Source organism: Bradyrhizobium septentrionale (assembly GCF_011516645.4).
In the GTDB taxonomy this organism is placed as follows: Bacteria; Pseudomonadota; Alphaproteobacteria; order Rhizobiales; family Xanthobacteraceae; genus Bradyrhizobium; species Bradyrhizobium septentrionale.
In genome coordinates this window covers 7,190,483-7,216,122 of sequence record NZ_CP088285.1, presented here as the reverse complement: position 1 = coordinate 7,216,122, position 25,640 = coordinate 7,190,483, and the positions used below count along the sequence as shown (strand labels likewise).

Annotated in this window: 26 protein-coding genes; 13 read left to right on the top strand and 13 right to left on the bottom strand. The window is 65.8% G+C overall.

The genetic code is table 11. The features are described from left to right. The first annotated feature begins 13 nt into the window (after positions 1 to 13). From HAP48_RS36055 to HAP48_RS36025, 7 genes are all read left to right on the top strand, one after another. The gene (locus tag HAP48_RS36055; protein ID WP_166215480.1) at positions 14 to 2,482 is read left to right on the top strand and encodes an LPS-assembly protein LptD; all 2,469 of its coding nucleotides are present in this window, start codon (positions 14 to 16) and stop codon (positions 2,480 to 2,482) included. Between the two features lie 79 nt (positions 2,483 to 2,561). Beyond that, positions 2,562 to 3,509 carry a SurA N-terminal domain-containing protein gene (locus tag HAP48_RS36050; RefSeq protein WP_166204538.1) on the top strand — a complete coding sequence of 316 codons (948 nt, stop codon included), beginning with the start codon at positions 2,562 to 2,564 and terminating at the stop codon, positions 3,507 to 3,509. A 17-nt stretch (positions 3,510 to 3,526) separates the two neighbouring features. Then, a complete protein-coding gene (pdxA, locus tag HAP48_RS36045) occupies positions 3,527 to 4,531 on the top strand; it encodes a 4-hydroxythreonine-4-phosphate dehydrogenase PdxA (RefSeq protein ID WP_166204537.1) in 1,005 nt (334 codons plus the stop codon). Next, positions 4,528 to 5,382 (top strand): 16S rRNA (adenine(1518)-N(6)/adenine(1519)-N(6))-dimethyltransferase RsmA, encoded by an 855-nt coding sequence (rsmA, locus tag HAP48_RS36040; protein ID WP_166204536.1) that lies wholly within the window; start codon positions 4,528 to 4,530, stop codon positions 5,380 to 5,382. Before pdxA ends, rsmA begins: the two co-directional genes overlap by 4 nt. A gap of 19 nt (positions 5,383 to 5,401) precedes the next feature. Beyond that, positions 5,402 to 6,460, top strand: coding sequence for an alcohol dehydrogenase (locus tag HAP48_RS36035; protein WP_166204535.1), 1,059 nt, complete (start codon positions 5,402 to 5,404; stop codon positions 6,458 to 6,460). Between the two features lie 233 nt (positions 6,461 to 6,693). Then, positions 6,694 to 8,058, top strand: a complete 1,365-nt coding sequence (locus tag HAP48_RS36030) for a caspase family protein (protein ID WP_166204534.1) — start codon at positions 6,694 to 6,696, stop codon at positions 8,056 to 8,058. A gap of 42 nt (positions 8,059 to 8,100) precedes the next feature. After that, a complete protein-coding gene (locus tag HAP48_RS36025) occupies positions 8,101 to 8,595 on the top strand; it encodes a hypothetical protein (protein ID WP_166215477.1) in 495 nt (164 codons plus the stop codon). A gap of 66 nt (positions 8,596 to 8,661) precedes the next feature. Here HAP48_RS36025 and HAP48_RS36020 read toward each other — a convergent pair whose 3' ends face one another. Next, entirely contained in the window at positions 8,662 to 9,120 is a 459-nt protein-coding gene (locus tag HAP48_RS36020; protein WP_166204533.1) for a hypothetical protein, read from the bottom strand. A gap of 201 nt (positions 9,121 to 9,321) precedes the next feature. Between HAP48_RS36020 and HAP48_RS36015 the strand changes: the two genes are divergently transcribed. Then, the gene (locus HAP48_RS36015) at positions 9,322 to 10,395 is read left to right on the top strand and encodes a hypothetical protein (protein WP_166204532.1); all 1,074 of its coding nucleotides are present in this window, start codon (positions 9,322 to 9,324) and stop codon (positions 10,393 to 10,395) included. Between the two features lie 54 nt (positions 10,396 to 10,449). Here the strand turns inward: HAP48_RS36015 and gmk are convergent, their stop codons facing one another. From gmk to HAP48_RS35970, 9 genes are all read right to left on the bottom strand, one after another. Beyond that, complete coding sequence (gene gmk, locus HAP48_RS36010; protein WP_175612255.1) at positions 10,450 to 11,103, bottom strand: guanylate kinase; 654 nt, start codon at positions 11,101 to 11,103, stop codon at positions 10,450 to 10,452. Between the two features lie 3 nt (positions 11,104 to 11,106). Then, entirely contained in the window at positions 11,107 to 11,994 is an 888-nt protein-coding gene (locus tag HAP48_RS36005; protein ID WP_166204530.1) for a YicC/YloC family endoribonuclease, read from the bottom strand. 229 nt (positions 11,995 to 12,223) lie between these two features. Beyond that, positions 12,224 to 13,483 (bottom strand): endolytic transglycosylase MltG, encoded by a 1,260-nt coding sequence (gene mltG / locus HAP48_RS36000; RefSeq protein ID WP_166204529.1) that lies wholly within the window; start codon positions 13,481 to 13,483, stop codon positions 12,224 to 12,226. Between the two features lie 127 nt (positions 13,484 to 13,610). Beyond that, positions 13,611 to 14,876: a beta-ketoacyl-ACP synthase II gene (gene fabF / locus HAP48_RS35995; RefSeq protein ID WP_166204528.1), complete on the bottom strand. Its 1,266-nt coding sequence runs from the start codon at positions 14,874 to 14,876 to the stop codon at positions 13,611 to 13,613. Positions 14,877 to 14,972: 96 nt separating this feature from the next. Further along, positions 14,973 to 15,212: an acyl carrier protein gene (locus HAP48_RS35990; protein WP_011441358.1), complete on the bottom strand. Its 240-nt coding sequence runs from the start codon at positions 15,210 to 15,212 to the stop codon at positions 14,973 to 14,975. 289 nt (positions 15,213 to 15,501) lie between these two features. Further along, complete coding sequence (gene fabG / locus HAP48_RS35985) at positions 15,502 to 16,239, bottom strand: 3-oxoacyl-[acyl-carrier-protein] reductase (RefSeq protein ID WP_024581467.1); 738 nt, start codon at positions 16,237 to 16,239, stop codon at positions 15,502 to 15,504. A 21-nt stretch (positions 16,240 to 16,260) separates the two neighbouring features. Beyond that, entirely contained in the window at positions 16,261 to 17,214 is a 954-nt protein-coding gene (fabD, locus tag HAP48_RS35980) for an ACP S-malonyltransferase (RefSeq protein WP_166204527.1), read from the bottom strand. A 207-nt stretch (positions 17,215 to 17,421) separates the two neighbouring features. After that, positions 17,422 to 18,447, bottom strand: coding sequence for a fatty acid desaturase family protein (locus HAP48_RS35975; RefSeq protein WP_166204526.1), 1,026 nt, complete (start codon positions 18,445 to 18,447; stop codon positions 17,422 to 17,424). Beyond that, complete coding sequence (locus tag HAP48_RS35970; protein ID WP_166204525.1) at positions 18,444 to 19,160, bottom strand: TetR/AcrR family transcriptional regulator C-terminal domain-containing protein; 717 nt, start codon at positions 19,158 to 19,160, stop codon at positions 18,444 to 18,446. The genes HAP48_RS35975 and HAP48_RS35970 overlap by 4 nt, the downstream gene beginning before the upstream one ends. Positions 19,161 to 19,499: 339 nt before the next feature. Here HAP48_RS35970 and rpsF point away from each other — a divergent pair, with 339 nt between their 5' ends. The 4 genes from rpsF (at position 19,500) to rplI (ending at position 21,957) form a co-directional block, all read left to right on the top strand. Then, entirely contained in the window at positions 19,500 to 19,964 is a 465-nt protein-coding gene (gene rpsF, locus HAP48_RS35965; protein WP_029083529.1) for a 30S ribosomal protein S6, read from the top strand. A 6-nt stretch (positions 19,965 to 19,970) separates the two neighbouring features. Further along, positions 19,971 to 20,210, top strand: coding sequence for a 30S ribosomal protein S18 (gene rpsR, locus HAP48_RS35960; protein ID WP_016844287.1), 240 nt, complete (start codon positions 19,971 to 19,973; stop codon positions 20,208 to 20,210). A gap of 126 nt (positions 20,211 to 20,336) precedes the next feature. Beyond that, positions 20,337 to 21,305 carry a hypothetical protein gene (locus HAP48_RS35955; protein ID WP_166204524.1) on the top strand — a complete coding sequence of 323 codons (969 nt, stop codon included), beginning with the start codon at positions 20,337 to 20,339 and terminating at the stop codon, positions 21,303 to 21,305. A 52-nt stretch (positions 21,306 to 21,357) separates the two neighbouring features. Next, the gene (rplI, locus tag HAP48_RS35950) at positions 21,358 to 21,957 is read left to right on the top strand and encodes a 50S ribosomal protein L9 (RefSeq protein ID WP_166204523.1); all 600 of its coding nucleotides are present in this window, start codon (positions 21,358 to 21,360) and stop codon (positions 21,955 to 21,957) included. Positions 21,958 to 21,997: 40 nt separating this feature from the next. Here the strand turns inward: rplI and HAP48_RS35945 are convergent, their stop codons facing one another. From HAP48_RS35945 to HAP48_RS35935, 3 genes are all read right to left on the bottom strand, one after another. Continuing rightward, positions 21,998 to 22,459 carry a PaaI family thioesterase gene (locus HAP48_RS35945; RefSeq protein ID WP_166204522.1) on the bottom strand — a complete coding sequence of 154 codons (462 nt, stop codon included), beginning with the start codon at positions 22,457 to 22,459 and terminating at the stop codon, positions 21,998 to 22,000. After that, the gene (locus tag HAP48_RS35940) at positions 22,456 to 23,061 is read right to left on the bottom strand and encodes a TetR/AcrR family transcriptional regulator (RefSeq protein WP_166204521.1); all 606 of its coding nucleotides are present in this window, start codon (positions 23,059 to 23,061) and stop codon (positions 22,456 to 22,458) included. The genes HAP48_RS35945 and HAP48_RS35940 overlap by 4 nt, the downstream gene beginning before the upstream one ends. A 92-nt stretch (positions 23,062 to 23,153) precedes the next feature. Beyond that, positions 23,154 to 24,125: a hypothetical protein gene (locus tag HAP48_RS35935; protein WP_166204520.1), complete on the bottom strand. Its 972-nt coding sequence runs from the start codon at positions 24,123 to 24,125 to the stop codon at positions 23,154 to 23,156. A 258-nt stretch (positions 24,126 to 24,383) separates the two neighbouring features. Between HAP48_RS35935 and HAP48_RS35930 the strand changes: the two genes are divergently transcribed. Next, positions 24,384 to 25,637 carry an SAM-dependent methyltransferase gene (locus tag HAP48_RS35930; RefSeq protein WP_166204519.1) on the top strand — a complete coding sequence of 418 codons (1,254 nt, stop codon included), beginning with the start codon at positions 24,384 to 24,386 and terminating at the stop codon, positions 25,635 to 25,637. The last annotated feature ends 3 nt before the right edge of the window (positions 25,638 to 25,640 follow it).

Below are 25,640 nucleotides of genomic sequence, written 5' to 3'. Positions count from 1 at the left end.
CGCCCGCCAGTTGATGTCGCCTGCATTCGGGCGGCGCAGTGCCCTGCGCCGTCAACGGAGCCGCGTGGCCGCGTTTGGCGCCACCATCTCCGCCCTCCTCACCGCGTTCGTCGTGGTCGGCGCGCTCGACATTGTCGTGGCGACGCCGGCGCACGCGCAGTCCTTCACCTACAATCCGCGTCCGCCGAAGCCGACCCGCCCGCCGGCCAAGAACGACGGGCAGATGCTCGTTCAGGCGACCGAGGTCGATTACGACTACAACAACAGCCGCATCTCGGCCGTCGGCAACGTGCAGATGTTCTACAACGGCACCAGCGTGGAGGCCGACAAGGTCATCTACGACCAGAAGACCAAGCGTCTTCATGCCGAAGGCAACATCCGCATGACCGATGCGGAAGGCAAGATCACCTACGCCAACATCATGGATCTCAGCGACGACTACCGCGACGGTTTCGTCGATTCGCTGCGCGTCGATACTGAAGACCAGACCCGGATGGCGGCGACCCGCGCCGATCGGTCCAGCGGCAATTACACGGTGTTCGACAACGGCGTTTATACCGCCTGCGCGCCCTGTAAGGATGATCCGAAGAAGCCGCCGCTCTGGCAGGTCAAGGGCGCGCGCATCATCCATAACCAGACCGAGAAGATGCTCTATTTCGAGAACGCCCAGCTCGAGTTCTTCGGCGTTCCGATGGCCTATCTGCCCTATTTCTCGACACCCGATCCGACCGTGAAGCGCAAGAGCGGCTTCCTGATGCCGGGCTTCACCTCGTACACGGCCTTCGGTTACGGCGTCGAAATCCCCTATTATTGGGCGATCGCGCCTGACATGGACGCTACCTTCAATCCGCGCATCACGTCGCGGCAGGGCGTGCTGTTCCAGAGCGAATTCCGCCAGCGTCTGTCGAGCGGCTCCTATCAGGTTCGGCTCTACGGCATCGACCAGCTCGACCAGGGCGCCTTTACCGGCCAGCCCGGCGATCGCCAATTCCGCTGGGGCGTCGACACCAAGGGCCAGTTCGCGCTGAACGACAAATGGGTCTGGGGCTGGGACGGCGTGGTGCTGTCCGACTACTTCTTCATGTCCGACTACCGGCTCGCCCAGTACAAGGACCCGTTCGGATCCTTCCTGTCGCTGCCCACCGAGGCGATCTCGCAGCTCTATCTGACCGGTGTCGGCGACCGCAGCTACTTTGACGCGCGCGCGATCTACTACCTCAGCTACTCGGGCAACCAGAACCAGGTGCCCGTGGTCGCCCCAGTCGTCGACTACAACAACGTGATCAACAGCCCGATCCTGGGTGGCGAAGTCAGCTACAAGATGAACTTCGTCAACCTGACCCGCGAAACCGCGGTGTTCGATCCGATCACGACGATCGCCAACACCGCTGGCCTGTGCAGTTTGACGTCCGCCGATCCGCTGGCCCGGACGCCGTCGCAGTGCCTGCTGCGCGGCATGCCGGGCACCTACACCAGGCTGACGGCCGAGGCGCAGTGGCGCAAGTCCTACACCGACCCGCTCGGCCAGATCTGGACGCCGTTCGCCAGCATCCGCGCCGACGCCATCAACGCCGACGTCTCGAACCAGCCGGGCGTTTCCAACTTCCTGCCGGTCGGCGACACCCAGACGGTCCGCATGATGCCGACTGTCGGCTTCGAATACCGCTACCCGTTCATCAATGTGCAGCCGTGGGGCACGACCACCGTCGAGCCGATTGCGCAGGTCATCATCCGGCCCAACGAGCCTGATGCCGGCAAGCTTCCGAACGAGGATGCACAGAGCCTGGTGTTCGACACCAGCAACCTGTTCGCGGTCGACAAGTTCTCCGGCTACGATCGCGTCGAAGGCGGCGGCCGCGCCAATGTCGGCGTGCAGGCCACCACGCAGTTCGATCGCGGTGGTAGCGTCAAGACGATGTTCGGGCAGTCCTACCAGATGTTCGGGCTGAATTCGTTCGCGGTCACCGACATGACCAACACCGGTGTCGACTCCGGCCTGCAGAACCCGCGTTCCGATTATGTCGCGAGCGTCGCCTATTCGCCGAACCGCACCTATACGTTCAGCGTGCGCTCGCGGATGGATGAGGAAACCTGGAACATCAACCGGTTCGAGGCCACGGCGAGCGCGAATTTCGACCGCTGGTCGGTCGCCGTCACGTATGGCGATTATGCAGCGCAGCCGGAGCTCGGCTACCTGACGCGCCGCGAAGGCATTCTCACCAGCGGATCGGTCAAGGTGGCGTCGAACTGGGTGGTTCAGGGCGCGGCCCGCTGGGACCTTGAAGCGAACAAAATCAACCAGTATGCGTTCGGCGCGGGCTATGTGGACGACTGCTTCGTGCTGGCGGCCAACTATGTCACTTCCTATACCTATCAGGCGGGCTCGACACCGCCCGTCCTCAGCCACGCGTTCATGTTCCAGATCGGCCTGCGGACGATCGCGCAAACCTCCACGACCAGCAGTTCGGCTGGTGTGCAGTAGCGAGTGAGGGGCTTGGCTTGAATTGCCCGGGGGCCTGTGGCTCCGGCTTGAATTGGTTTAAACGGCTGACATGACAATAATGACGACTGCTAGCCCGCCGACGCGCCGCCATTCCCTGTTGTTGAGTACCGTGCTGGCGCTTGCCCTCCTGCTGGGAGGCGGTGCGCGATTGCACGCCCAGACCATCGCCGTGATGGTCAATGGCGAACCCATCACCAATTACGACATCGAGATGCGCGCCAAGCTGAACGCCCTCACCGGCGGCAAGGCCCCCGATCGAAAGGCCGTCCTCGACGACCTGATCGATGAGAAGCTGAAGATCAAGGAAGCCAAGAAATTTGGCGTCGATCCCTCCGCCAACGATATCGAACAGTCCTACGGCGGAATGGCGCAGCGGATGCGGCTTTCGAACGATCAGCTCACCAAGGTGCTGGAAAGCAAGGGCATCCGCCCGGATACGCTGAAGCAGCGCATCAGGGCCGACATGGTCTGGACCAGCCTGGTCCGCGGCCGCTTCAAGGAAAGCCTGCAGGTCGGCGAAAAGGACGTGAACAACGCGGTCAAGGAGACTGGGGAAGCCGCCGACGCCGAAGCCTTCGAATACAGGATGCAGCCGGTCGTCCTGATCATCCCCCGCGGCGCGCCGCAGTCGGAGTTCGAGGGCCGCCGCAAGGAAGCGGAGAGCCTGCGCGAGCGCGTGACCTCTTGCGAGGAGGCCAACACCTCCTTCAAGTCGATGCGCAACGCCGCGATCCGCGAAATCGTCGTGAAGACCTCGGCCGACCTGCCGCAGGCGCTGCGCGACATCCTGGACAAGACCCCGGTCGGCCACCTCACCCCTCCTGAAGTCACCAAGCAGGGCATCGAAATGGTCGCGCTCTGCGGCAGGAAGGCAACCACCGTGGACACGCCGAAGAAGCGTGAGGTGCGGGACAAGATGTACGTGCAGAAGTACGAGGCGAAGTCGAAGGCCTACCTGCAGGAAGTCCGAAAAGCCGCGATGATCGAATACCCAGGCGGGCGATGATCGACTATCGTTGACGCATGGCTCAACCTCTCGCACTGACATCCGGCGAGCCCGCAGGCATCGGCCCCGACATCACGCTCGCAGCATGGCTGCGCCGCCGCGAACTCGATCTGCCGCCGTTCTACGTGCTCGGCGACCGTGCCTCCCTTGCCGAACGCGCCAGGACGCTCGGGCTTGCCGTCGAGTTTGCCGAGGTCAGCGCCGAGGAGGCGTCCACGGCATTTGCACGCGCCCTGCCCGTCGTTGCGACCGGCAAGGCGGCGACGGCGCGACCGGGCAAGCCGGACGACAGCAGTGCCGCCGCCGCGCTGGCCTCGATCCGTCAGGCCGTCGCCGATGTTGCCTCCGGCAAGGCCGGCGCCGTCGTCACCAATCCGATCGCCAAGAACGTGCTGTACCGCGCCGGCTTCCGTCATCCCGGCCATACCGAATTCCTCGCCGAGCTGGCCGCCCGTAGCGGGCGCGCACCGCAGCCGGTGATGATGCTGTGGTCGCCGGCACTCGCCGTCGTCCCGGTGACGATCCATGTTTCGGTCCGCGAGGCGCTGGCGCAATTGTCGACCGATCTGATCGTGTCGACGGCGCGGATCGTGGTCGCGGACATGAAGGCGCGGTTCGGCCTCGCGGCCCCGCGGCTTGCCATCGCCGGCCTCAATCCGCATGCCGGCGAAGACGGCACGCTCGGCATGGAGGACGTCGAGATCATCGCGCCCGCCGTCGAGATCCTGCGCCGCGACGGCATTGCCGTCCGCGGCCCGCTGCCGGCCGACACCATGTTCCACGCAGCCGCGCGAAAAAACTATGATTGCGCGATCTGCATGTATCACGATCAGGCGCTGATCCCGATCAAGACCGTCGCGTTCGAGGACGCCGTCAACGTCACGCTGGGACTGCCCTTCATCCGGACGTCGCCCGACCACGGCACCGCGTTCGATATCGCCGGCAGCGGCAAGGCCAATCCCTCGAGCCTGATCGCCGCGTTGCGGCTCGCCGCGCGCATGGCAGCCGCGCGCACGACGTGAGCGCGATCGACGATCTGCCACCGCTGCGCGACGTCATTCGCGAGCATTCGCTGTCGGCGCGCAAATCTCTCGGCCAGAATTTCCTGCTCGATCTCAATCTCACCGCGCGGATTGCCCGCGCGGCGGGTCCGCTGGAAGACTCCACCGTGATCGAGGTCGGGCCCGGCCCCGGCGGGTTGACGCGCGCGTTGCTGGCGCTCGGCGCCAAGCGCGTGATCGCCATCGAGCGCGACGAGCGGGCGCTTGCCGCGCTCGACTACATCGTCAAGCGCTATCCCGGCCGCATCGAGATCGTGCATGGCGATGCGCAAGATTTCGATCCACGTCCCCTGCTTGACGGCGGCAAGGCCAAGATCATAGCCAACCTGCCCTACAACATCGCAACCCAGCTCCTGGTCGACTGGCTGTCGATCGAGCCTTGGCCGCCTTGGTACGACACCATGGTGCTGATGTTCCAGCGCGAGGTCGCCGAGCGCATCGTCGCCCATGAGGATGAGGAGGCGTATGGCCGGCTCGCGGTGCTCGCCAACTGGCGCGCCGAGACCAAGATCCTGTTCGACATTTCGCCCGCAGCATTCGTGCCGCAACCGAAGGTCACCTCCTCGGTGGTACGATTGATACCGCGCGCCGCGCCCGAACCGTGCGATCGCCGCATGCTCGAGCAGGTGGCGGCCGCCGCCTTCGGCCAGCGCCGCAAGATGCTGCGCCAGAGCCTGAAATCGCTGTCGGTCGATCCGGCGCGGCTTGCCGCCGCAGCCCATGTCGATGCGACGCGGCGCGCCGAAACCATTCCGGTCGCGGGCTTTGTTGCCATGGCTCGGGAATTGGCCGATATACGGTCCACAAAATAAAACATCAGGAGAAAACGTAATGGCGCGTATGGTCCGCCAATCCCTTGTCAAATTCGATGCGCCGCTGTGCGAAACCATCGTCGACACACCGAAGCCGCAAGGGCGCGAGGTGCTGGTGCGCATCGAACGCTGCGGCCTGTGCCATTCCGATCTCCACATCCAGGACGGATACGCCGATCTCGGCGGCGGCAAGAGGCTCGACACTACCCGCGGCATGACCCTGCCCTTCACGCTCGGCCATGAGATCGCTGGTGTCGTCGACGAGGTCGGTCCCGATGCGCCGAAGGATCTGGTCGGAACGAAGAAGGCGGTCTTCCCGTGGATCGGCTGCGGCCAGTGCCGCGACTGCCTTGCCGGTGACGAGAACCTCTGCGTCAAGCAGCGCTTCCTCGGCGTCTCGATCGACGGCGGCTTTGCCACCCATGTGCTGGTGCCCGACGCAAAATATTTGCTCGATTACGATCCGCTGCCGGTCAATCAGGCCGCCACGCTGATGTGCTCCGGCGTCACCGCCTATGGCGCGCTGAAGCGCCTGGTCGATCGCCCGCGCCAGCGCAATCTGCTGCTGATCGGCCTTGGCGGCGTCGGCATGATGGGCCTGTCGTTCGCGCAAGCGATGTTCAAGCAAAAGATCACGGTCGCCGATCTGAGCCCCGCGGCGCGCGAGACCGCGCTGAAGAACGGTGCCGCAGCCGCCTACGACCCCGCCGAGCCCGATGTCGTCAAGCGCATGCTGAAGGAGAGCGACGGCGGCTTCGACGGTGTCGTCGACTTTGCCGGCAACGAGAAGTCGATGGCGTTTGCGGTCTCCACGGTGGCGCGCGGCGGCAAGATCGTGGTCTCAGGCCTGATGGGCGGCCAGTTCGCGCTGCCGATGGTGCAGTGGGTGTACAAGCGCATGACCATCGAGGGCTTCATGGTGGGCACGCTGGCCGAAGGCCAGGAGCTGATGGCGCTCGCGCGTGCCGGCAAGATCAAGCCGACGCCGATGAAGGAAGAGCCGATGGCCGACGTCCAGAAATGGATCGACGAACTGCGCGCCGGCAAGGTCGTGGGACGCATCGTCCTGAAGAATTAACGCATGATCCGCAAAAGTGTGAAGCGGTTTTCCCTCGCGACAAACGCGGAACGCGTTTGCGCGGAGATCATGCGCACTTGACGAAGACGCCCCGCCGCCGCGCAAGCCCCCGGCGGGGTACTCCCTGTGCGATGCCACTGAGCGCAATTGGTCGCGCCCGGCCGGCCGGACTGCTGCTTTTGTCCTCCCGCGCACGCTGGTAGTCTGCCAGCGAGGCTGAGAGGATCACGGGGATGCACGGGGCTGTGCAAGGCAGGAGCCTGGCGGCAGCGGCGCTGCTGGCGCTGCTGTGGCAGGCATTGATTGGCGTGGCGCAGGCGGCGACCGAAAAGCGCGTCGCGCTGGTGATCGGCAATTCCGCCTACCAGAACGTCACCCGGCTCGATAATCCCCGCAGCGATGCCACGCTGATGTCCGAGACGCTGGCAAGCCTCGGCTTCACCCTGATCGGCGGCCGCGCCCAGCTCGATCTCGACAAGCCGGGCATGGACATCGCCGTCCAGAGCTTCGGCCGGCAGGTGCAGGGCGCCGACGTCGCGCTGTTCTATTACGCCGGCCACGGCATTCAGGTGTCCGGCGCGAACTATTTGGTGCCGGTCAACGCCAACGCCACGCGCGAGGCCGACGTCGATTTCCAGATGCTCGACGTCAACCTGGTGCTCAGGCAGATGCAGGGCTCCGGCACGCGCCTCAACATGGTGATCCTCGATGCCTGCCGGAACAATCCGTTCGGCGGGCGCGGCCTGCGCGCCGCCGACGGCGGCCTGGCGCAAATGCGCGCCCCTGAAGGCACGCTGATCTCCTACGCCACCCAGCCCGGCAACGTGGCGCAGGACGGCACCGACGGCCACAGCCCCTACACAAGGGCGCTGGCCTCTACGATCAGGCTCGCCGGGCTCGACATCTTCCAGACCTTCAACCAGGTCGGGCTTGCCGTGAAGCGCGCGACCGGCGGATCGCAGCAGCCCTGGGTCTCGTCATCGCCGATCGACGGGACCTTCTATTTCGTACCGCCGGCGGCCGCAGCCGAGCAGAAGGTTGCGGTCGCGCCGCAGCCCGAACCGCAATCGCCGGGCACGTTGCGGCCCGATCCCGATCGCATTCAGATCAGGGATCCGGCGTTGCTGCGCGAATTGAGCGACCGGCTCTATGAGCACAATTTCGATCCCGAGCCGATTGACAGCAAGAACGGCATGCGCGCGGCGATCAGCAAATTCCAGGAGAAGGTCGCGATGACGCCGACCGGCGAAGCGACCGAGGGCGTGCTGACACGGCTGCGCAAGATGGAGGACCTGCAGCCCTGGGGATCGATCGTCTATGGCCCCGACGTCGACAAATGGGGCATCTCCTGGAAGCATGCGTCACGGCGCGCCGCGGTCGACGACGCGCGCGCCAAATGCGGCGGCGCCAAATGCACCCTCGAGCTTTCATTCTACGGCTCGCGCTGCGGCGCGTTTGCAATCTCAAGCAAGTCCTGGTCATTGATCCAGCGCGACACGCTCGATCGCGCCAGGACCGCCGCACTTGACGAGTGTGGCAAGGCCGGAAAATCCTGTCGCATTATCGATGCCGTCTGCGCCGACGGCGCCGGACACTGAATTTGCCGACGATCATTTTGGACGAATTTGAGAATGACAAGCATGTTTCACTCGATGCCTCGATCCCTCCTGTTTTCCGCGTTGCTGCTTTCCGCCCTCGGCTCAACGGCTGCGCTTGCGCAGTCCGGCAGCTCGGGCGGCAGCATCGGCAATGACGAGAAGTCGCTGTCCGGCTCGCGCGCTGCGCCGCGCTCGGTCGAGACCGATCGACCGACCCGGCGCAGCAAGCCGGAAGCAGAAGAGCCGCGCCGCGCCGCGCGCAAAAGCGGTGGCGGTGGCGGTAGCGTTGACGGCGCCTGGGTCGTCACGTCAGTCGGTTGCGGCGGCACCGGCTCCGGCGCGGTCGTGATCACGAGCGGTAGGATCATCGGCGAGGGCCTCACCGGCTCCGTCAGCCCCAGCGGCGCGGCGCGCTCCGTCTTCCAGGCCAACGGCTTGACCTCGATCGGGTCGGGTCGTCTGTCCGGCCGCAGCGGCTCGGGCACGTTCCGCCGCTCCGACGGCTGCGGCGGGACCTGGTCCGCCACCAAACAATAGTGACGGCCCGGACCACTGAATTTGCAAATCAAGAATTTGGACACGCCCGACAATGCACACGATGCTTCAGCCGAACGTCCGAATGACCCTGTTCTCTGCCCTGCTCTGCCTCTCAGGTTCAACGGCCGCGCTCGCGCAATCCGGCAGCAGCGGCGGCAGCATCGGCAATGACGAGAAGTCGCTGTCCGGGACCCGACAAGCGCCGCGCGCCGTCGCGCCGTCGAAGCCTGCCCGAAGCTCGGAGGCGCCGCGCCGCGCGACGCGGAAAACCAGCAGCGAGGGCGGCGGTGGCGGCAATTTCGACGGTTCGTGGGTGGTTGTCGCCGAGGGGTCGCTTTGCGGCTCCAGCACCGAACGGCTGGTGATCTCAGGCGGCAGCATTTCGGGAGAGCTGAGTTCCGGACATGTCAGCCCCAATGGGTCCACGACGGGAAGCGGATCGGCCGGCGGCTTGAGCTGGACCAGCTCGGGCCGTTTCTCGGGCCGCAGCGGTTCCGGCTCGTTCGTGCGATCCGACGGATGCAAGGGCCGCTGGTCCGCATCAAAGCGGTAGGCCGTTCCCTATCGACCAGCGAGATTTTCTGGCCACCGGCGCGCCGCAATTGCGGGGTGCCGCAAGCCCCAATTAAGCCCTACCCGTTCCGGATTTGCGGCGCATTGCGACCCAACTCTTTACCGAGATTGGCGTCACCAGCGTTTGCGTAAAAAAGAATACCGGGGACGCGTATGTCAAATCGTTCAGCGAAATTCGCTGCGGCGCTTGCCGCCAGCATCCTGGCCGGCGCCAGCTTCAGCGCCATGGCCCAGACGGCCGCCAATACGGCGAGCACCAATACCGCGAATACGGCGGACACCTGTCTGTCCGCTCCCAAGGCAACCGCGCCTGCGGGAAGGCACTGGTTCTACCATCTCGACCGCACGAAGAAGAAGTGCTGGTATCTCGGTGAGGCCAAGAACGAGACCAAGAACAAGGCTGCCAAGACCGCGACCACGCAGCAGCAGCCGGCCGCCGCGCCCGACACGGCGACGGCCGACGCGGCGCCGCCACCGACCAAGCCGACGCCCCAGCCGGCGATGCGCAAATCGGTCTCCGATGCACATGCCGAATGGCCCTCGCCGCAGGCCGCGGCCGCGCCGGTCGCAGGCCCTGGTGCCGGTCAGGCCGGCGGCGCGGCGGCAACCGATCCGGCGGCGTCTGCTGCGCCGCCCGACGCAACCGCCCAGCCGTCAACCGTGAACACGAGGTGGCTGGATTCGTCGAGCATGGCCGGAACCCGGCACACCGCAGACCAGCCGACCGTGGTCGCGCAGGCGGATACAACGCCGCAACAGGCGGCCGCGCCCGCTCCTGCCGCCTCCGCCACGGCCGAGGCGCCCGCGGAGAAATCGTCGTCCTCGACGCAGATGCTGCTGATCGTGATGGTCGGCGCCCTGGCGCTGGCCGGCCTCGTCAGCGCGTTGGTGTTCGGCCTGACGCGCACGCGGACGCCGCCTTACGAGATCAAGGAGGAGTGGCGCGCGCCCTGGGATTCACTCCACACCGAGCCGGCGCCACCGATGTCCGTGGTCGGCCGGGACCGTCCGCTGCGCCTGTCGGAGGCGGCGCCGCGCCGCTCCGAGACACCGGTGCCGCGCCGCGCCGAAACGCCGGCGGCGCGCCGTGCCGAAACGCCGGCGGCGCGCCGTGCCGAGACGCCGGCTCCGCGCGGCGAGACCGCGCGTGATCTGAATCAAAGGGAGCAAGACAACCAGCAGATCGCAGCCATGCTGCAGCGGCTGGCGCGCAGCGCGGCGAACTAGCGAGGATATGAAGACGTGATGCGATCCCCGCGATCGCATCACGAGCGCGGTCAGCTACTTCTCCAGCTGACGCTGCAGGCCGCGCACGAATTCGGTGAGGCCGGTGCGGCGCTCGCGCTTGAGACGCTCGGCCTTCAGGATCGACTGCACCTCGGCGAAGGCGTCGTCGACGTTCTGGTTGACGACGATGTAATCGTACTCCGCCCAGTGGCTCAGCTCATGGGTGGCGCGGTTCATCCGCCCGCGGATGACCTCCTCCGAGTCCTGCGCGCGGGTATGCAGCCGCTTCTCGAGATCGGCGGCTGACGGCGGCAGGATGAAGACACTGACCACGTCGGCCCGCGCCTTCTCGCGCAACTGCTGGGTGCCCTGCCAATCGATGTCGAACAGCACGTCCTGGCCGGCCGCGAGCGCCACCTCGACCGGCGCGCGTGGCGTGCCGTAGCGATTGTCGAACACGGTGGCCCATTCCAAGAGCTCGCCCTGCTTGGCCATCGCCTCGAACTTCGCCTTGTCGACGAAGAAGTAGTCGCGGCCCTCGACCTCGCCCGGCCGTTTCGCGCGCGTGGTCGCCGACACCGACATTTTCAAATCCGGCATGCGCTCGATCAGCATGCGCGACAGCGTCGTCTTGCCGGCGCCCGAGGGCGACGACAGCACGAACATCAGTCCGCGCCGCTCAACGCCGTCAAAACCCTGCGCCGTCATCATTCACTCCAGATTCTGGACCTGTTCGCGGAACTGCTCGACCACGTTCTTCATCTCAAGTCCGGTATTGGTCAATTCGACGTCGTTCGACTTCGAGCAGCAGGTGTTGACCTCGCGGTTGAACTCCTGGGCGAGGAAGTCGAGCCGCCGTCCCACCGGCCCGCCCTTGCCGATCATCTCGCGCGCCTGGGCGATGTGGGAGGCGATGCGGTCGAGCTCTTCGCGGATGTCGGCCTTGGTGGCGATCAGGATCGCCTCCTGGCTCAGCCGGTCGGCATCGAAGCGATCGGAGGTCTCCAGCAGCGCTGCGATCTGCTCGGCAAGCCGCGCCTTGATCGCATCGGGCTTGCGGCCGGGCGCCGCCTCGGCGCGCCTGGCGAGCCGCTCGATCTCGTCCATCCGCTGCATCAGGATCGCGCCCAGCGCATCGCCTTCGCGGCGGCGCATCTCGACGAGGCTGCTAAGCGCCTGCTCGAACGCCTTCGCCGCCGCCTCGCGTGCCGCCTTGTCCTCGTCCTCGTTGCTGTCAGGCTCGACCACCTCGATGACGCCCTTGATGCCGAGCAGCCCATCGATGCTGGGCGCCACCGCGTCGATCCGCTGCGCGAGCTCACCTGCGACCTTCACGACGGCGGCCAGCACGTCCTCGTTGATGCGGATGGTCTGCGCCGCATCGGTGCGCTTGACGGTAAGATTGGCGTAGACCGTGCCGCGCGACAGCAGCTCGCCGGCGCGCTTCTTGGCGAGGGCTTCCAGTTCGTCCCAGCCCGGCGGCATCCGCAGCCGCAGGTCAAAGCCCTTGGCGTTGACCGATTTCAGCTCCCATTCGAACGTGTAGGGACCGCTTCCGCCATGGCTTCGGGCAAAGCCAGTCATGCTCGACAGCGCCATCGCGTGAAACTCTCCAACAGAAGGATATGGCACTCACCCGGAGCCTAACGAGACTCGGGGGGAGCCGGTGCGACCTTAAAACGGATTCCGTGAAAGTGGAATTACGTCCACCCCCGGAAAATGCAGAGCTGGGGCATGAACCGGAAAAGCGTGAAGCGGTTTTCCGGAAAGATCATGCCCAAACAAGAAGCTAAAGCGCGACGACGATACAGCCCAATCGCATCGGGCCTTAGCGCTGCACGACGGGCGGCGAATTGGTCTGCTGGGCTGCGCCCTGGCGACCGCTGCGCGGCGGCTTCTTCTGATTGGTGGGCTTCGGCGGCGTGGCCGCCGTGGGGTTGTTGTCGGCTGCGCCCGGCGCCACGGCGGCCGGCGCCGGATCATCCGCGGGCTCGACGGTGTCGTTCTGGATCTGCTTCTCCGAGGCGCGCAGCTTGGCGACGTTCTTCGCGTGCTGGTCGTAGGTCTCGGTAAAAGCGTGGCCGCCGGTTCCGTCGGCAACGAAGAACAGGTCGCGGGTGCGCGCCGGATTGGCGGTCGCCTCCAGCGAGGCGCGGCCGGGATTGGCGATCGGTCCGGGCGGCAGGCCGTCGATCACATAGGTGTTGTAGGGCGACGGCTGCGTGATCTCGCTGCGCTTGATCGGGCGCCCCAGCGTGCCCTTGCCGCCCACCAATCCGTAGATGATGGTCGGATCGGACTGCAGCTTCATCTTCTGGCGCATGCGATTGACGAACACGGCGGCGACGCGGCTGCGCTCGTCGGAGCGGCCGGTTTCCTTCTCGACGATCGAGGCCAGCGTCACCAGCTGGTCCGGCGATTTCAGCGGCGTGTCGGTATTGCGGCGCTCCCAGATTTCGGCAAGCACGCGCTTCTGCGCCTGCTGCAGGCGCTGGATCACCTGATCGCGCGTGGTGCCGCGCGGGAATTTGTAGGTCTCCGGCAGCAGCGTACCCTCGCGCGGAATCTCGCGCACCGAGCCGGTGAAGATGTCGTTGTCGGTGAGCCGCGTCACGATCTGCTCCGAGGTCAGACCTTCGGGAATCGTGATGGCGTGCTGCACCACCTTGCCGTCGACGATGGTGGCGATGACGTCGCGCAGGCTGGCGTTCTTCTGGAACGAATATTCGCCGGGCTTGAGGTCGGAGCTCGCCTTGAGCGCAAACACGCCGCCGATGAAGACCCACGGATTGACATTGATGACGCCCTCGCGCGAGAGCACGTCCGCGATGTCGCGCTTGCCGGCGCGCGCGGGGATGTTGACGATCTTGTCTTCCTGCAGCGGGCCCGGGGATTCCAGCGCCTGCTTGCCGTAGTAATATGTAGCGCCCGCGCCGATCATCAGGATGATCAGGATGGTGAAGATGGCATTGCCGACGATCACGAAGGGATTGCGGGCACGATCCGAGCGCTTGGGCGGCGGCGGAACCTGTTCGGGCTCCAACGCGGCACGTGGACTCCTCGGTGAAATGGGCGGCCTCTCACTCATCGATGCAAACCAATATCCTGCCGGTTGAATCGTGGCCAGGCAAACCCCTGCCCTGCCAATAGCATACGCCCGCTATTAGGAGTCACCGCGGAATACGGCAAAACGGTGGACTAGTTCTAAAGACCTACTAATTGGTCACGCGCTGCACGATCACGGAGGCGTTGGTGCCGCCGAAACCGAAGGAATTGGAGAGCGCCACATTGACGTCACGCTTGCGCGACGTATGTGGCACAAGATCGATCGCCGTTTGCACCGACGGGTTGTCGAGATTGATGGTCGGCGGCACCACATTATCGCGAATCGCAAGCACCGCGAAGATCGCCTCGATCGCGCCGGCCGCTCCCAGCAGATGTCCGGTCGCGGACTTGGTCGACGACATCGAAACCTTCGAGGCCGCATTGCCGAGCAGACGCTCGACCGCGCCGAGCTCGATCTCGTCGCCGACCTGCGTCGAGGTGCCATGCGCATTGATGTAGTCGAGATCGGATGCCGCGAGGCCGGCGCGCTTCAGCGCCATGCTCATGCTGCGGAAGCCGCCATTGCCGTCCGGCGGCGGCGAGGTGATGTGAAAGGCATCGCCCGACAGGCCGTAGCCGGTGACCTCGGCGTAGATCTTCGCGCCGCGCTGCCTGGCATGCTCGTATTCCTCGAGCACGAGGACGCCGGCGCCCTCGCCCATTACGAAGCCGTCGCGATCCTTGTCGTACGGCCGCGATGCCTTTTGCGGGGTATCGTTGAAGCCGGTGGACAGCGCGCGCGCCGCGCAGAAGCCGGCGATGCCGATGCGGGAGATCGGCGATTCGGCGCCGCCCGCGAGCATCACGTCGGCATCGCCGAGCGCGATCAGCCGCGCCGCGTCGCCGACCGCATGTGCACCGGTCGAGCACGCCGTGACGACCGCATGATTGGGCCCCTTCAGGCCGTGCTCGATCGAGACGTAGCCGGACGCCAGATTGATCAGGCGGCCCGGAATGAAGAACGGAGAGACCCTGCGCGGTCCGCGCTCCTTCAGCAGCACCGCAGTCTCGGCGATGCCGGTGAGGCCGCCGATGCCGGAGCCGATCATCGTGCCGGTGGCGAACTGGTCCTCATCGGACTTCGGATGCCAATCGGCATCGTCAAGCGCCTGCCTGGCGGCGCACATCGCGTAGAGGATGAAGTCGTCGACCTTGCGCTGGTCCTTCGGCTCCATCCACTGATCGGGATTGAAGGTGCCGTTGGTGCCGTCGCCGCGCGGAATGTAGCAGGCAACCTGGCTCGGCAGGTCGGAGACTTCGAACGTGTCGATCTTCTTGCCGCCGCTCTCGCCTGCGAGGATGCGCGCCCAGGTTGCGTCAACGCCGCAGCCGAGCGGTGTAAGCATGCCCAGCCCCGTGACGACAACCCGTCTCATTTCCACGCCTCCGGCCAGCAATGGGCGGCTAATAGTAAGAAACCGGGGGACCGCTCAACCGCGGTCCGTCCGGCTCCATCAACTCCGCGATCGGCGTCAGCTCTTCGCGTTCTTCTCGAGAAACTTGGTCGCGTCGCCGACGGTGAGAATCGTCTCCGCCGCGTCGTCGGGAATCTCGCAACCGAATTCTTCTTCGAAGGCCATCACGAGCTCGACCGTGTCGAGGCTGTCGGCGCCGAGGTCATCGATGAAGCTCGCGCCATCGACCACCTTCTCGGGTTCGACACCAAGGTGCTCGACCACAATCTTCTTAACCCGCTCGCCAATCTCACTCATCGTTCAACCTCGTTGTTCCATTGGACCCGACCCCAAGACGATACGAGCCATCGTGGTCGTCTCGATTACTCAGTCGCGCATAGTCTTGATTCGGCCCGGTCGTAGCCGACTAAAGCCCCGGCGAACGGCAGGCGTCGCCACGCCAATATACAGGGTTTCAAAATCCTGCAATGGCGTTCTTTGCCCATCCATGGGGGGTTCAGCTATCATACTTCCCAAGCCTTGACTACACGCCTGAACCGGCTCCCGAAAACGGCTTTTCGCCGCATTGCGAGAGCCAGTCAGCAGCTCAAATCATCGCCATCCCGCCGTTGACGTGAATGGTCTGTCCGGTGACGTAGGCAGCCTCGTTCGAGGCCAGATAGACCGCCGCCGCAGCGATGTCCTCGGGCGTTCCAAGCCGCGCCGCAGGAACCTTCGCCAGGATAGTTTCGCGCTGCTTGTCGTTGAGCGCATCCGTCATCGGCGTCTTGATGAAACCCGGCGCGATGCAGTTGGCGGTCACGCCGCGCTTGGCGTATTCGGCACCGAGCGTCTTGATCAGGCCGATGATGCCGGCCTTCGAGGCGGTGTAGTTGCCCTGCCCCGGATTGCCGGTGACGCCGACGATCGAGGTGATCGCGATGATGCGGCCGAAGCGCTTGCGCATCATCAATTTGGTCGCCGCGCGCGCGAGGCGGAATGTCGCGGTCAGGTTGACCGCAATCACGTCGTCCCAATCCTCGTCGCGCAACTGCACGAACAGATTGTCGCGGGTGATGCCGGCGTTCGCGATCAGGATGTCGACCTGGCCCATCGCAGCTTCCGCTGCGGGCACCAAGGCCTCGACATCATCCTTGCTGGAGAGATTGCACGGCAGCACGTGCACGCGCTCGCCGAGCTTGGCCGCAAAGCCGTCCAGCACCTCGCGCCGCGTCCCCGAAATCGCGACCGTCGCGCCCTGCGCGTGCAGCGCCTGCGCGATCGCGCCGCCGATGCCGCCGGTTGCGCCCGTGACGAGCGCCGTCTTGCCAGTCAGATCAAACATCGAATTCTCCTCCCGGCTGCTTCAAGCCGAAGCTGCAAGCGCGTCCTTGGCCGCAGCAATATCGTTCGGGCCGCTGACGGACACGCCGACCGCGCCATCGGCGATGCGCTTGACGAGGCCGCTCAGCACCTTGCCGGCGCCGATCTCGAAGAACCGCGTCACGCCCAGTCCAGCCATATAGGCGACCGACTCGCGCCAGCGCACCGTGCCCGTGACCTGTTCGACCAGGCGGCGGCGGATCTCGTCGGGATCGGTGATCGCCGAGGCCAGCACGTTGGAGACGAGCGGCGCCGCGGGCGCCTTGATCGTGACGCCGGACAGCGCCTCGGCCATCGCATCGGCCGCCGGCTGCATCAGCTTGCAGTGAAACGGCGCCGACACCGGCAGCAGCATCGCGCGCTTTGCCCCCTTGGTCTTGGCGATCTCGACCGCGCGGTCGACGGCGGCCTTGTCGCCGGAGACCACCACCTGGCCGCCGCCATTGTCGTTGGCGGCCTGGCAGACCTGGCCCTGCGCCGCCTCATTGGCGACCGCCACCGCCGCCTCGTAATCGAGGCCGAGCAGCGCGGCCATCGCGCCGGCGCCGACCGGCACCGCCTTCTGCATCGCCAGCCCGCGGGTGCGCAGCAGCCGCGCGGTGTCGCTGACGGTCAGGCTGCCGGCGGCGGCAAGGGCCGAATACTCGCCGAGCGAGTGCCCGGCGACAAAGGCCGCGTTGCGGCCGACCGAGAAGCCGGCTTCGCTCTCGAGCACGCGAAGGGTGGCGATCGAGACCGCCATCAGGGCCGGCTGGGCATTTTCCGTCAGTTGCAATGTCTCGCCCGGACCATCCCAGATGATCGCGGTCAGCTTCTCGCCCAGCGCGGAATCGACCTCGTCGAACACCACTTTGGCGACCGGAAAGGCGTCGGCCAGGGCCTTGCCCATGCCAACCGCCTGCGAGCCCTGCCCGGGAAACGTAAATGCTGCCGTCATCGGCGATCCCTACCTTGTTGAGCGTGATCCCCGCGCAGGCGCTGGCGCCCGCCGCAGGGGAAACGGTATCCGCGTCGCGCGAAACGCGCCACAGCGGGTCCGGGCCCTGCCGCACACCCGGCCCTGGACCGGGCCGTAAGACACTGATGGGGGGCGCGATGTCAAGCCGCGCCGGAGGAACCCTGGGGATGCCGGACGGGCTTCCGGCTAGAACCCGCCCGCGTTCTGGTCGGCGTTAACCTCGGCGCCGGCCCTCGCCCGGCGGGCGCTGTTGACCAGTTGTCCCGGACGATCCTCGTGGGCGGGCCTAGCCGTCGCAAGCCGCAGCACGGCGGCGTAGCCCGGCTGCACCTCCATCCGGTCGACATAGCGGCTTCCGCTCAGGATGCCGTGCACGCGCGGCAGGTTGTAACAGGGCACGTAGAACAGCAAATGATGCTCGAGGTGATAGTTCACGTAGTACGGCGCGATGAACAACCGCTCGACCACATTGGCGCGCGTGGTGCGGGTATTGCGCAACGGATCGGAGCTGTCGGGCACGACGGCATGTTCGGCAATGTTGCGGATCCGCGTGATCACCATCATCCAGGTGAAGAGCGGCACCAGCCACAATAGCGGATAGGCCCACCACACGCCGGCGGCGGCAAGGCCTGCGAACAGCAGCGCATTGGTGACGCATTGCGGCCCGAGCTTGTCCCAGAAATTCGCGGCACGCTGCGACAACGGCCAGTCCTTCGGCCCGAGTGCGTTGAGCAGTTGCGCCTTGCGCTGCTGGTAGCCGGTCTGTCCGGTGATATCGCGGAAGAATTTCCGGTGGTAGCTCATCTTCGTGATCGGAAACGGCGCCGACAGCACGAGATCCGGATCGTCCTCCTGCTGCGTCCGCGCATGATGCTGCAAATGATAGCGGCGATAGCCGCGGGTTTCGGCGAAGATCGGATAGGCACAGAACCATTGGCTCAGCGTGAGATTGGTCTTCTCGTCCGCCGAGAGACAGCCATGCGCGCCGTCATGCATCAGGATCGCAAGCCCGAGCTGGCGCGAGCCGATGATCGCGACTGCAAGCAGATAGGTCAGCGGATTGGGCCACCACGCGACCAGCGCGATCGCACCCAGGATCAAGGCCCAGGCATGCACGATCAGGGCTGCGCCCTTCCACGTGGTGCGCTCACGGACCGCCACCAGTTCGTCCTCGGTGAGAAAATCGCGGGCACGCATACGAAGCGCGGTCATGAGCTGGTCTCCCCGTCCGTGGAGGGTGAATTGTCGCGATCGCCGACCAGGCGCAGGCGCGATCCATCATTGGCCGACGTCGATGTTGCGGTCGCCTGCTCGCCGAGCGCGCGCAGCAATTCGCGGCACATCTCCTCGGAGCCGCGGCCCATGGCAAAGCCCTCGACGATCACGCCGATCGCAATCGCCCAGAAGCGCCGCGAGCTCTCTTCGGGGGCGCGCAGCGAGCGCCAGCCGTGCCGCTCGACCTGGCCCGCATAGGCGCGCGCGCCTTCGCTGTGCAGACGTTCGATGGTGCGCTCGACCAGCGGCGCGAGATCCTGCCGACGCCGCGTCAGCGTCAAAGCCTCGGCGAAGAAGGCGACCGTGTCGGTCGCCGTCACGGTCTCGGCCAAAGCGTGCGTGTACTCCCGCGGCGTCTGGGCCTGCAGCGCAGCCTGCTCGGTCGCGCGCGCCAGATAAAGCATGTCGCGGCTGGCGGCTTCGACGAACAGCGCCTCCTTGGTGCGGAAGTAATAGGTGATCTGGCTCGGAAAGGCGTCGGCGGCTGCGGCGATATCGGAGATCGACGTGCCCGAGAGCCCGCGCTCCTTGAACAGGCGGCTGGCGGCATCGAGCAGCAGCGAGCGCATCTTGCACCCCGCCGACCGTGTCGCGCGGACGGCGTGCTTCGGATCGGACGCGGACATGCCGCTGGCGGTCTCCGAACCCATTGATCGTCCTCCCGGAGATGTTTGTATGATATACAAACAAAGAAATCAACATGGAACTGCGAAAGTCGGCTATGGAGCGATGGAGGGCCCGCCTCCTCGCGAAATCCGAGGGACGACAACCCTTGCCTTCGCGGCCAAAATCCGTATAAAGCGCGCCATTCGTGGGCTCCGGCCGGGAGCTGAACGGACGGTCTCAGCAAATTCACCCGTTGATTTTGATGTGGCAGGGCCAGTCGGCCCGTCGTCCCGTGCTCCCGCCTTCTGAGCAGCTCGAGTCCTTTCCGAAGGTCTCGAAGGGCTTGTCGCCGGAAACCCGCGCCAACACAGGAAAGGACAACCATGCCTCTTTACGAGCATGTTTTTCTCGCGCGTCAGGATGCGAGCACCCAGCAGGTGGATGAGCTGACGGCCCAGATGACGGGGATCGTCGAACAGGGCGGCGGCAAGGTCACCAAGACCGAGAGCTGGGGCGTGCGCTCCCTCACCTACCGCATGAACAAGAACCGCAAGGCGCATTTCGTGCTGATGAACATCGACGCACCGTCGGCTGTCGTCACCGAGATCGAGCGCCAGGAGCGGATCAACGAAGACGTCATCCGCTATCTCACCGTGCGCGTCGAAGAGCACGAGGAAGGCCCGTCCGCAATGATGCGCAAGGCCGACCGTGATCGCGAGCGCGATGACCGTGGCGGCGGCTTCCGCGGCGACCGCGAAGGCGGCTTCCGTGGCGACCGCGAGGGTGGTTTCCGTGGCGACCGTGGCCCGCGCCGTCCGCGCGAAGAAGAAGCTGCGACCGAGGAGTAATGAATCATGGCTGATGCTGGTGCCCGCCGTCCGTTTTTCCGTCGCCGCAAGTCCTGCCCGTTCACGGGCGCGAATGCGCCGAAGATCGACTACAAGGATTCCAAGCTGCTGATGCGTTACGTCTCCGAGCGCGGCAAGATCGTGCCGAGCCGCATCACGGCCGTGTCCGCCAAGAAGCAGCGTGAGCTCGCCCGCGCCATCAAGCGCGCGCGTTTCCTCGGCCTGCTGCCCTACGTTATCAGGTAATTGTTTCCGGCCGGCGGCACGCGCCGCCGGCCGCTTATTCTCATAAGGCTTCCGGGTCGTCCGGTCGCCGATGGTTGGGGTTCTCGACAGAGCGCCTCTAACCGCTCGAAAGGAGCGGGACAGCTGATGATAGCTATACTCATCGTTGCACTTGCAGCCGGCGCCGCGTCGGCGCTGATGTTCGCCTCGATCAGTTCGGGCGCGCTGATCTCGTTGTTGCTGTATTTTCTTGCGCCGCTGCCGCTGATGGTGTCGGCACTCGCTTGGGGACCGCTTGCCGCGGCCATCGGCGGCGTCGCTGCCGCCACCGTTCTCGGCGCTATCTTCGGACTTCCCTATTGCATCGCGTTTGCCATGATGGTCGCCCTGCCCGGCTGGTGGCTCGGCCACCTCGCGCTGCTCGGACGGCCGATCGCGGGCGCAGCCGGCGACAGCATAGCCCAGCAGCCGCCCGCGCTCGAATGGTACCCCGTCGGCCGTATCCTGCTCTGGGTCGCGGCCTTCGCCATCATCACCACGACCGCCGCGCTGCTCACGCTCGGCTCGGATGCCGACACAATCACCGGTACTTTGCGGCGAGGCCTGCTCAAGGTGCTGAGCGCTGGCGAAGGGCTGCCAAGCGGTGAGATCGAACGATTGGTCGACATGCTGGTGATCCTCGCGCCCCTCGCCGCAACAATCCTCGCGATGGTCACGCTGACGCTGAGCCTGTGGCTCGCCGGCAAGATCGCACAAACCTCCGGTCGGCTGAATCGACCGTGGCCGGATTTCCGAACCACCGCGCTCCCCGCCATGACGCTGGTCGCGCTGTCGGTGGCGGTAGCAGTCAGCTTCGTCGGCGGCATGCTTGCGCTGCTGGCGCAGATCGTCACCGCGGCGCTCGTAATCGCCTATGCGCTCGTCGGCTTCGCCGTTTTGCACACCCTGACGCTGTCGCTCACCAATCGCGGTTTCTGGCTCGGCGGCGTCTATGCGGTCGTCGTCATGTTCGGCTGGCCAATCGTGGCGATGTTCGCGCTCGGCATCGCCGACGCCGTGTTCGGACTGCGCCAGCGCTATCTGCAAACAAGACCGCCGCCTTTGCCGGTGGCGTGACATTCGATCCAACCACTTCAACCCGATACTTTGCATCTAAAGGAGAACGAAAATGGAAGTCATTCTGCTCGAACGCGTCGCCAAGCTTGGCCAGATGGGCGAAGTCGTGCGCGTCAAGGACGGGTTCGCCCGCAACTTCTTGCTGAAGCGCGGAAAGGCGCTGCGCGCCACCGACGCGAACCGCGCCAAGTATGACGGCATGAAGGCCGAGCTCGAGGCCAACAACATCAAGGCCAAGGGCGAAGCCGCCGTGGTCGCCGAGAAGATCGACGACCGCGACATCGTCATCATCCGCCAGGCCTCCGAATCCGGCCAGCTGTTCGGCTCGGTCACGGTGCGCGACATCGTCGTTGCGCTGGCCGCCGACGGCGTCACGGTTGCCCGTCCGCAGGTCTGGCTCGACTCGCCGATCAAGACGATCGGCAAGCAGAAGGTGACGATCGCGGTTCACCCCGAGGTCGAGACCAGCGTCACCGTGACGGTCGCCCGCTCCGCCGAAGAGGCCGATCGGATCAAGCGCGGCGAGGACATCTCGACCCGCCAGGAAGACCAGGACGCTGCCGCCGAGGCGATCGCCGCCGCCGGCGAGTTCTTCGATCCGGAAGCCCAGCACGACGAAGCCGAGCCGGCCCCGGCGGCCGAAGAGAAGTAAGCTTCTCTTCATCACTCCACCGACTGAAGCCCGGCCTTAATCAGGCCGGGCTTTGGATTCGTGCCGCCGCCTGATCGTCGAGCATCGCGATCGACGCCAGTGCTGTCGCGGTGTGCTTCTCCTTGCCGTCGATGATGCAGAACACGTCGGCCGCAACGACGGCGACCTGACGTCCCGGCTTGATCACCCGCGCCCGGCAGATCAGGCGATCGCCCGACGCCGGCGACAGCAGGTTCAGCTTGTACTCCGCCGTCAGCGCCGGCTGGCCGCGCGACGTCGCCGCCGCGATCGTGGTGGCGTTGTCGACCAGGAAGGCCGTCACCCCGCCGTGAAACAGGCCGTGCTGCTGCAGCAGCTCCGGCCGCCGGTCGACCGCGAGCGTGCAGGTGCCGCGCGACAGCTCCGCCACTTCGGCGCCAACCAGCCCCATGAATCCCTGACGGCCGACATTGTCGCGGATCCGCGTCGCGATCGGCGCAAAGTCCGGATCGGTCTCGCTCATGACGTCCCTCCTGCTCGCTCCGGCGCCCCCGGCGCCACCACCGCGCGGATCGCGCAGGCGATCAGCGTCTCGACCTGTTCGCGCGGATCGCTCTGATGGCGGCCCGACAGATAGGCGCGGCAGAAGATCTGCGCCGGCCCGATGATCTGGCTGAAGAACAGCGTGGCGCTCATCGGCAGCAACTCGCCGCGCGCGAGCAGCGGCGCGCGCCAGCGCTCGATGCCGTCAGCGAGCCGCGAATTCTCGGTGCGCTGCGCGCCGCGCACCTCCTCGCCCCACTCGTTGCGCGAAATCTCGAACAGGAAGCGCGCCTCGCGCCTGAAGGTCACGACCCAATCGAGATGGGCGTGGATCAGCCGCGCGACGCCCTCGGCGGCGCCGCATCTGGCGTCGACCGAGGTGATGATCGCGGCGTGATAGGCCTGCAGGATCTCCAGGAACAGGGTTCCGGCGAGCTGCTTCTTGGAGGCGAAGAAATGGAAGAAGCTGCCGTTGGAGGCGCGCGCCCGGGAGCGGATCTCGGCCACCGTGGCGCCCTCGAAACCGTCGCGGTCGAACACCGCCAGTCCCGCCGCCAGCAGATCTTCGCGCGCCGTGGTCAACCTGTCTCCCTCCCGACTAGACTGTTACTCTAGAGTCTTGCTCTAATGACTGTCAAACGATAACGCCGGACCTCGCGGCCCGGCGTTGGCAATTACCTCGAGGTCGGAGCTTCCGGTGGACCGGAGCCCGGCGTCGTCGGGGGCGGTGGTGGCGGCGGCGCCGTCGCGGTCACCGGCGGTGCGGCGGGCGCCGGAGCGGGAGACGCGGCTGCAGCGGGCTCGGGTGATGACGAAGCGGCGGGCGCCGCCGGCGACACCTGCGGAACCGGATCGGGCCGCGCCGCGGCCGGCTCGCCGCTGCTCTTGGGCGCATCGACCTTGGCCGTGTCAGGCTCGCTAGCGGGCTTCGCCGGCTTCTCAGTCTCACCCTTGTCCTCGTGCTTGACGGCGGACTGGGCCTTCGGCTCGTCGCCCGTCGCCGCGCCCTTCGCCTCTCCCTTGGGCGCCTCGTCGGACTTGGGCTCGTCGACCGGCTTGCCGCGACGGCCGTGCTTCTGGCGCGATGGCTTGCCCTCGCCCGCGGCCTGCGGGGTCTGGCCGTCCTCCGGCTTGACGCCCTCCGGCGCCTCGCTCGGGCGCGCCATCCGCCTGCCGCGATGGCGTCCTTCACCTGGGGCCGGCGTCAGACCGTCCGCGTCGGGCTTCGACGCTTCCTTGGCGCCTTCCTCCGGCGCAGCACCCTGATGCTGGCGGCGCGACGGACGCTCAGCCGGCTGCTCCGGCTGGTTCGCCTCCTGCCGGCCTTCCCTGCCGCCTTTGGCCCCCTTGGGCTGATCCTTGGCCTGGTAGCGGGGGTCGTTGGCGCCGTTCGAAATCAGAAAGGATGAAAGCACCCCGGCCATGTCGCTTGATGTCGTGTAGTGCTGGCGCAGGAAGCCCGGCAGCGAACCGGCCGGCACGGTCTTCAGCAGGCCGCGCGGGCTCTTGTGGCAGGCTGTGCAGGTGTTTGCGAAGATCTGGGAGGGGCTTTTGCCGGCCTCGAGGTTTTGCGCTTGCGCCGATACGGCTGACAGGCAGCCAATCAGAAGCGTCACCGTCGCCAGACTGAGGGCTCGGCTCAACATTCCTTAAGTCTCCAGATTCCGGAAAAATCGCCGCATGAGCCTCATGGATCGGCCGCGGCGGTGACCTTTTAGCCGATTATCACGCGAATGGAAGCGCGCGCATGACGCATCCACGCAATTGTCACATTTTGGAATATCGGCTTTGACCACAACGCAATAGCGGCTTTTAATTCCCTGCCTATGTTGAGGATGGGGACACATTGGAGTGATCAGCTCCGGTGGTGTCGGTGTGCAGCTTGCCGTTCCGTTGGTGTTTCGATGGACCGATTGTTGCGATTCTTCTTCGGGCGCTTCATCCGCCGCGGCTCGATCACGTTCACGACCGCGAGCGGCGCTCAATTCATCTGCGGTGACGGCACCGGCGTCCCGGTTGCCGCGCGCTTCATGACCCGGGCGGCTGAAGTGCGCGTCCTGGTCGATCCCGAGCTCTATCTCGGCGAAGCCTTCATGGACGGTACGTTCGTGGTGGAACAAGGCACCATCGCCGAGGTGCTGTCTGTCCTGATGGGCCAGGCGGCGATGCTGCCGAACTTTGCCAGGCTGCAGGCCTGGGTGCGTTTCCTTGGACGGCGGGCCCAGCAGATCAATGTGCGCGGCCGCTCCAGGAGCAATGTTGCCAGCCATTACGATCTCGACGGCCGCCTCTATTCCCTGTTCCTTGACGCGGACAAGCAATACAGCTGCGCCTATTTCGAGACTCCGGACGCGACGCTGGACGATGCCCAGCTCGCCAAGAAGCGCCACCTCGCCGCAAAACTCCTGATCAGGCCCGGTGACCGCATCCTCGACATCGGCTCCGGCTGGGGTGGGCTTGGGCTCTATCTCGCCGAGATGAGCGGCGCCGACGTCACCGGCGTCACGCTGTCGACCGAGCAGCTGCAGATTTCGAACGCCCGGGCGGCGGAGCGGAACCTGTCGAATTCGGCGCGTTTCCTGCTCGAGGACTACCGCGACATCCCCGGCCCGTTCGACCGCATCGTCTCGGTCGGCATGTTCGAGCATGTGGGGGTCACCTACTATGAAACCTTCTTCAAGCGGTGCGCCGAACTCTTGAGCGACGACGGCGTGATGATGCTGCATTCGATCGGCCGCTCGACCGGGCCCGATGTCACCAGCCCCTGGATCCGCAAATACATCTTCCCCGGCGGCTACATTCCAGCGCTGTCCGAGGTCATGCCGGCCATCGAGAAGGCCGGCCTGCTGATCTGCGACATGGAGATCCTGCGCCTGCACTACGCCGAGACGCTGAAGGCGTGGCGTGAGCGCTTCATGGCGCGCCGCGAGGAGGCGGTGCGGCTGTACGACGAGACCTTCGCCCGGATGTGGGAATTCTATCTGGCGGCCTCGGAGATGTCGTTCCGGGTGCAGAACATGATGAACTTCCAGCTGCAGCTGACCAAGCGTCAGGGCGTGGTCCCGATGACCCGCGACTATATCGGGCATGAGGAAGCCCGGCTGCGGCTTAGGGAAGCCGGCGCCGCCAAGCCCCGGCTGCAACTCGCCGGCGAATAAGTC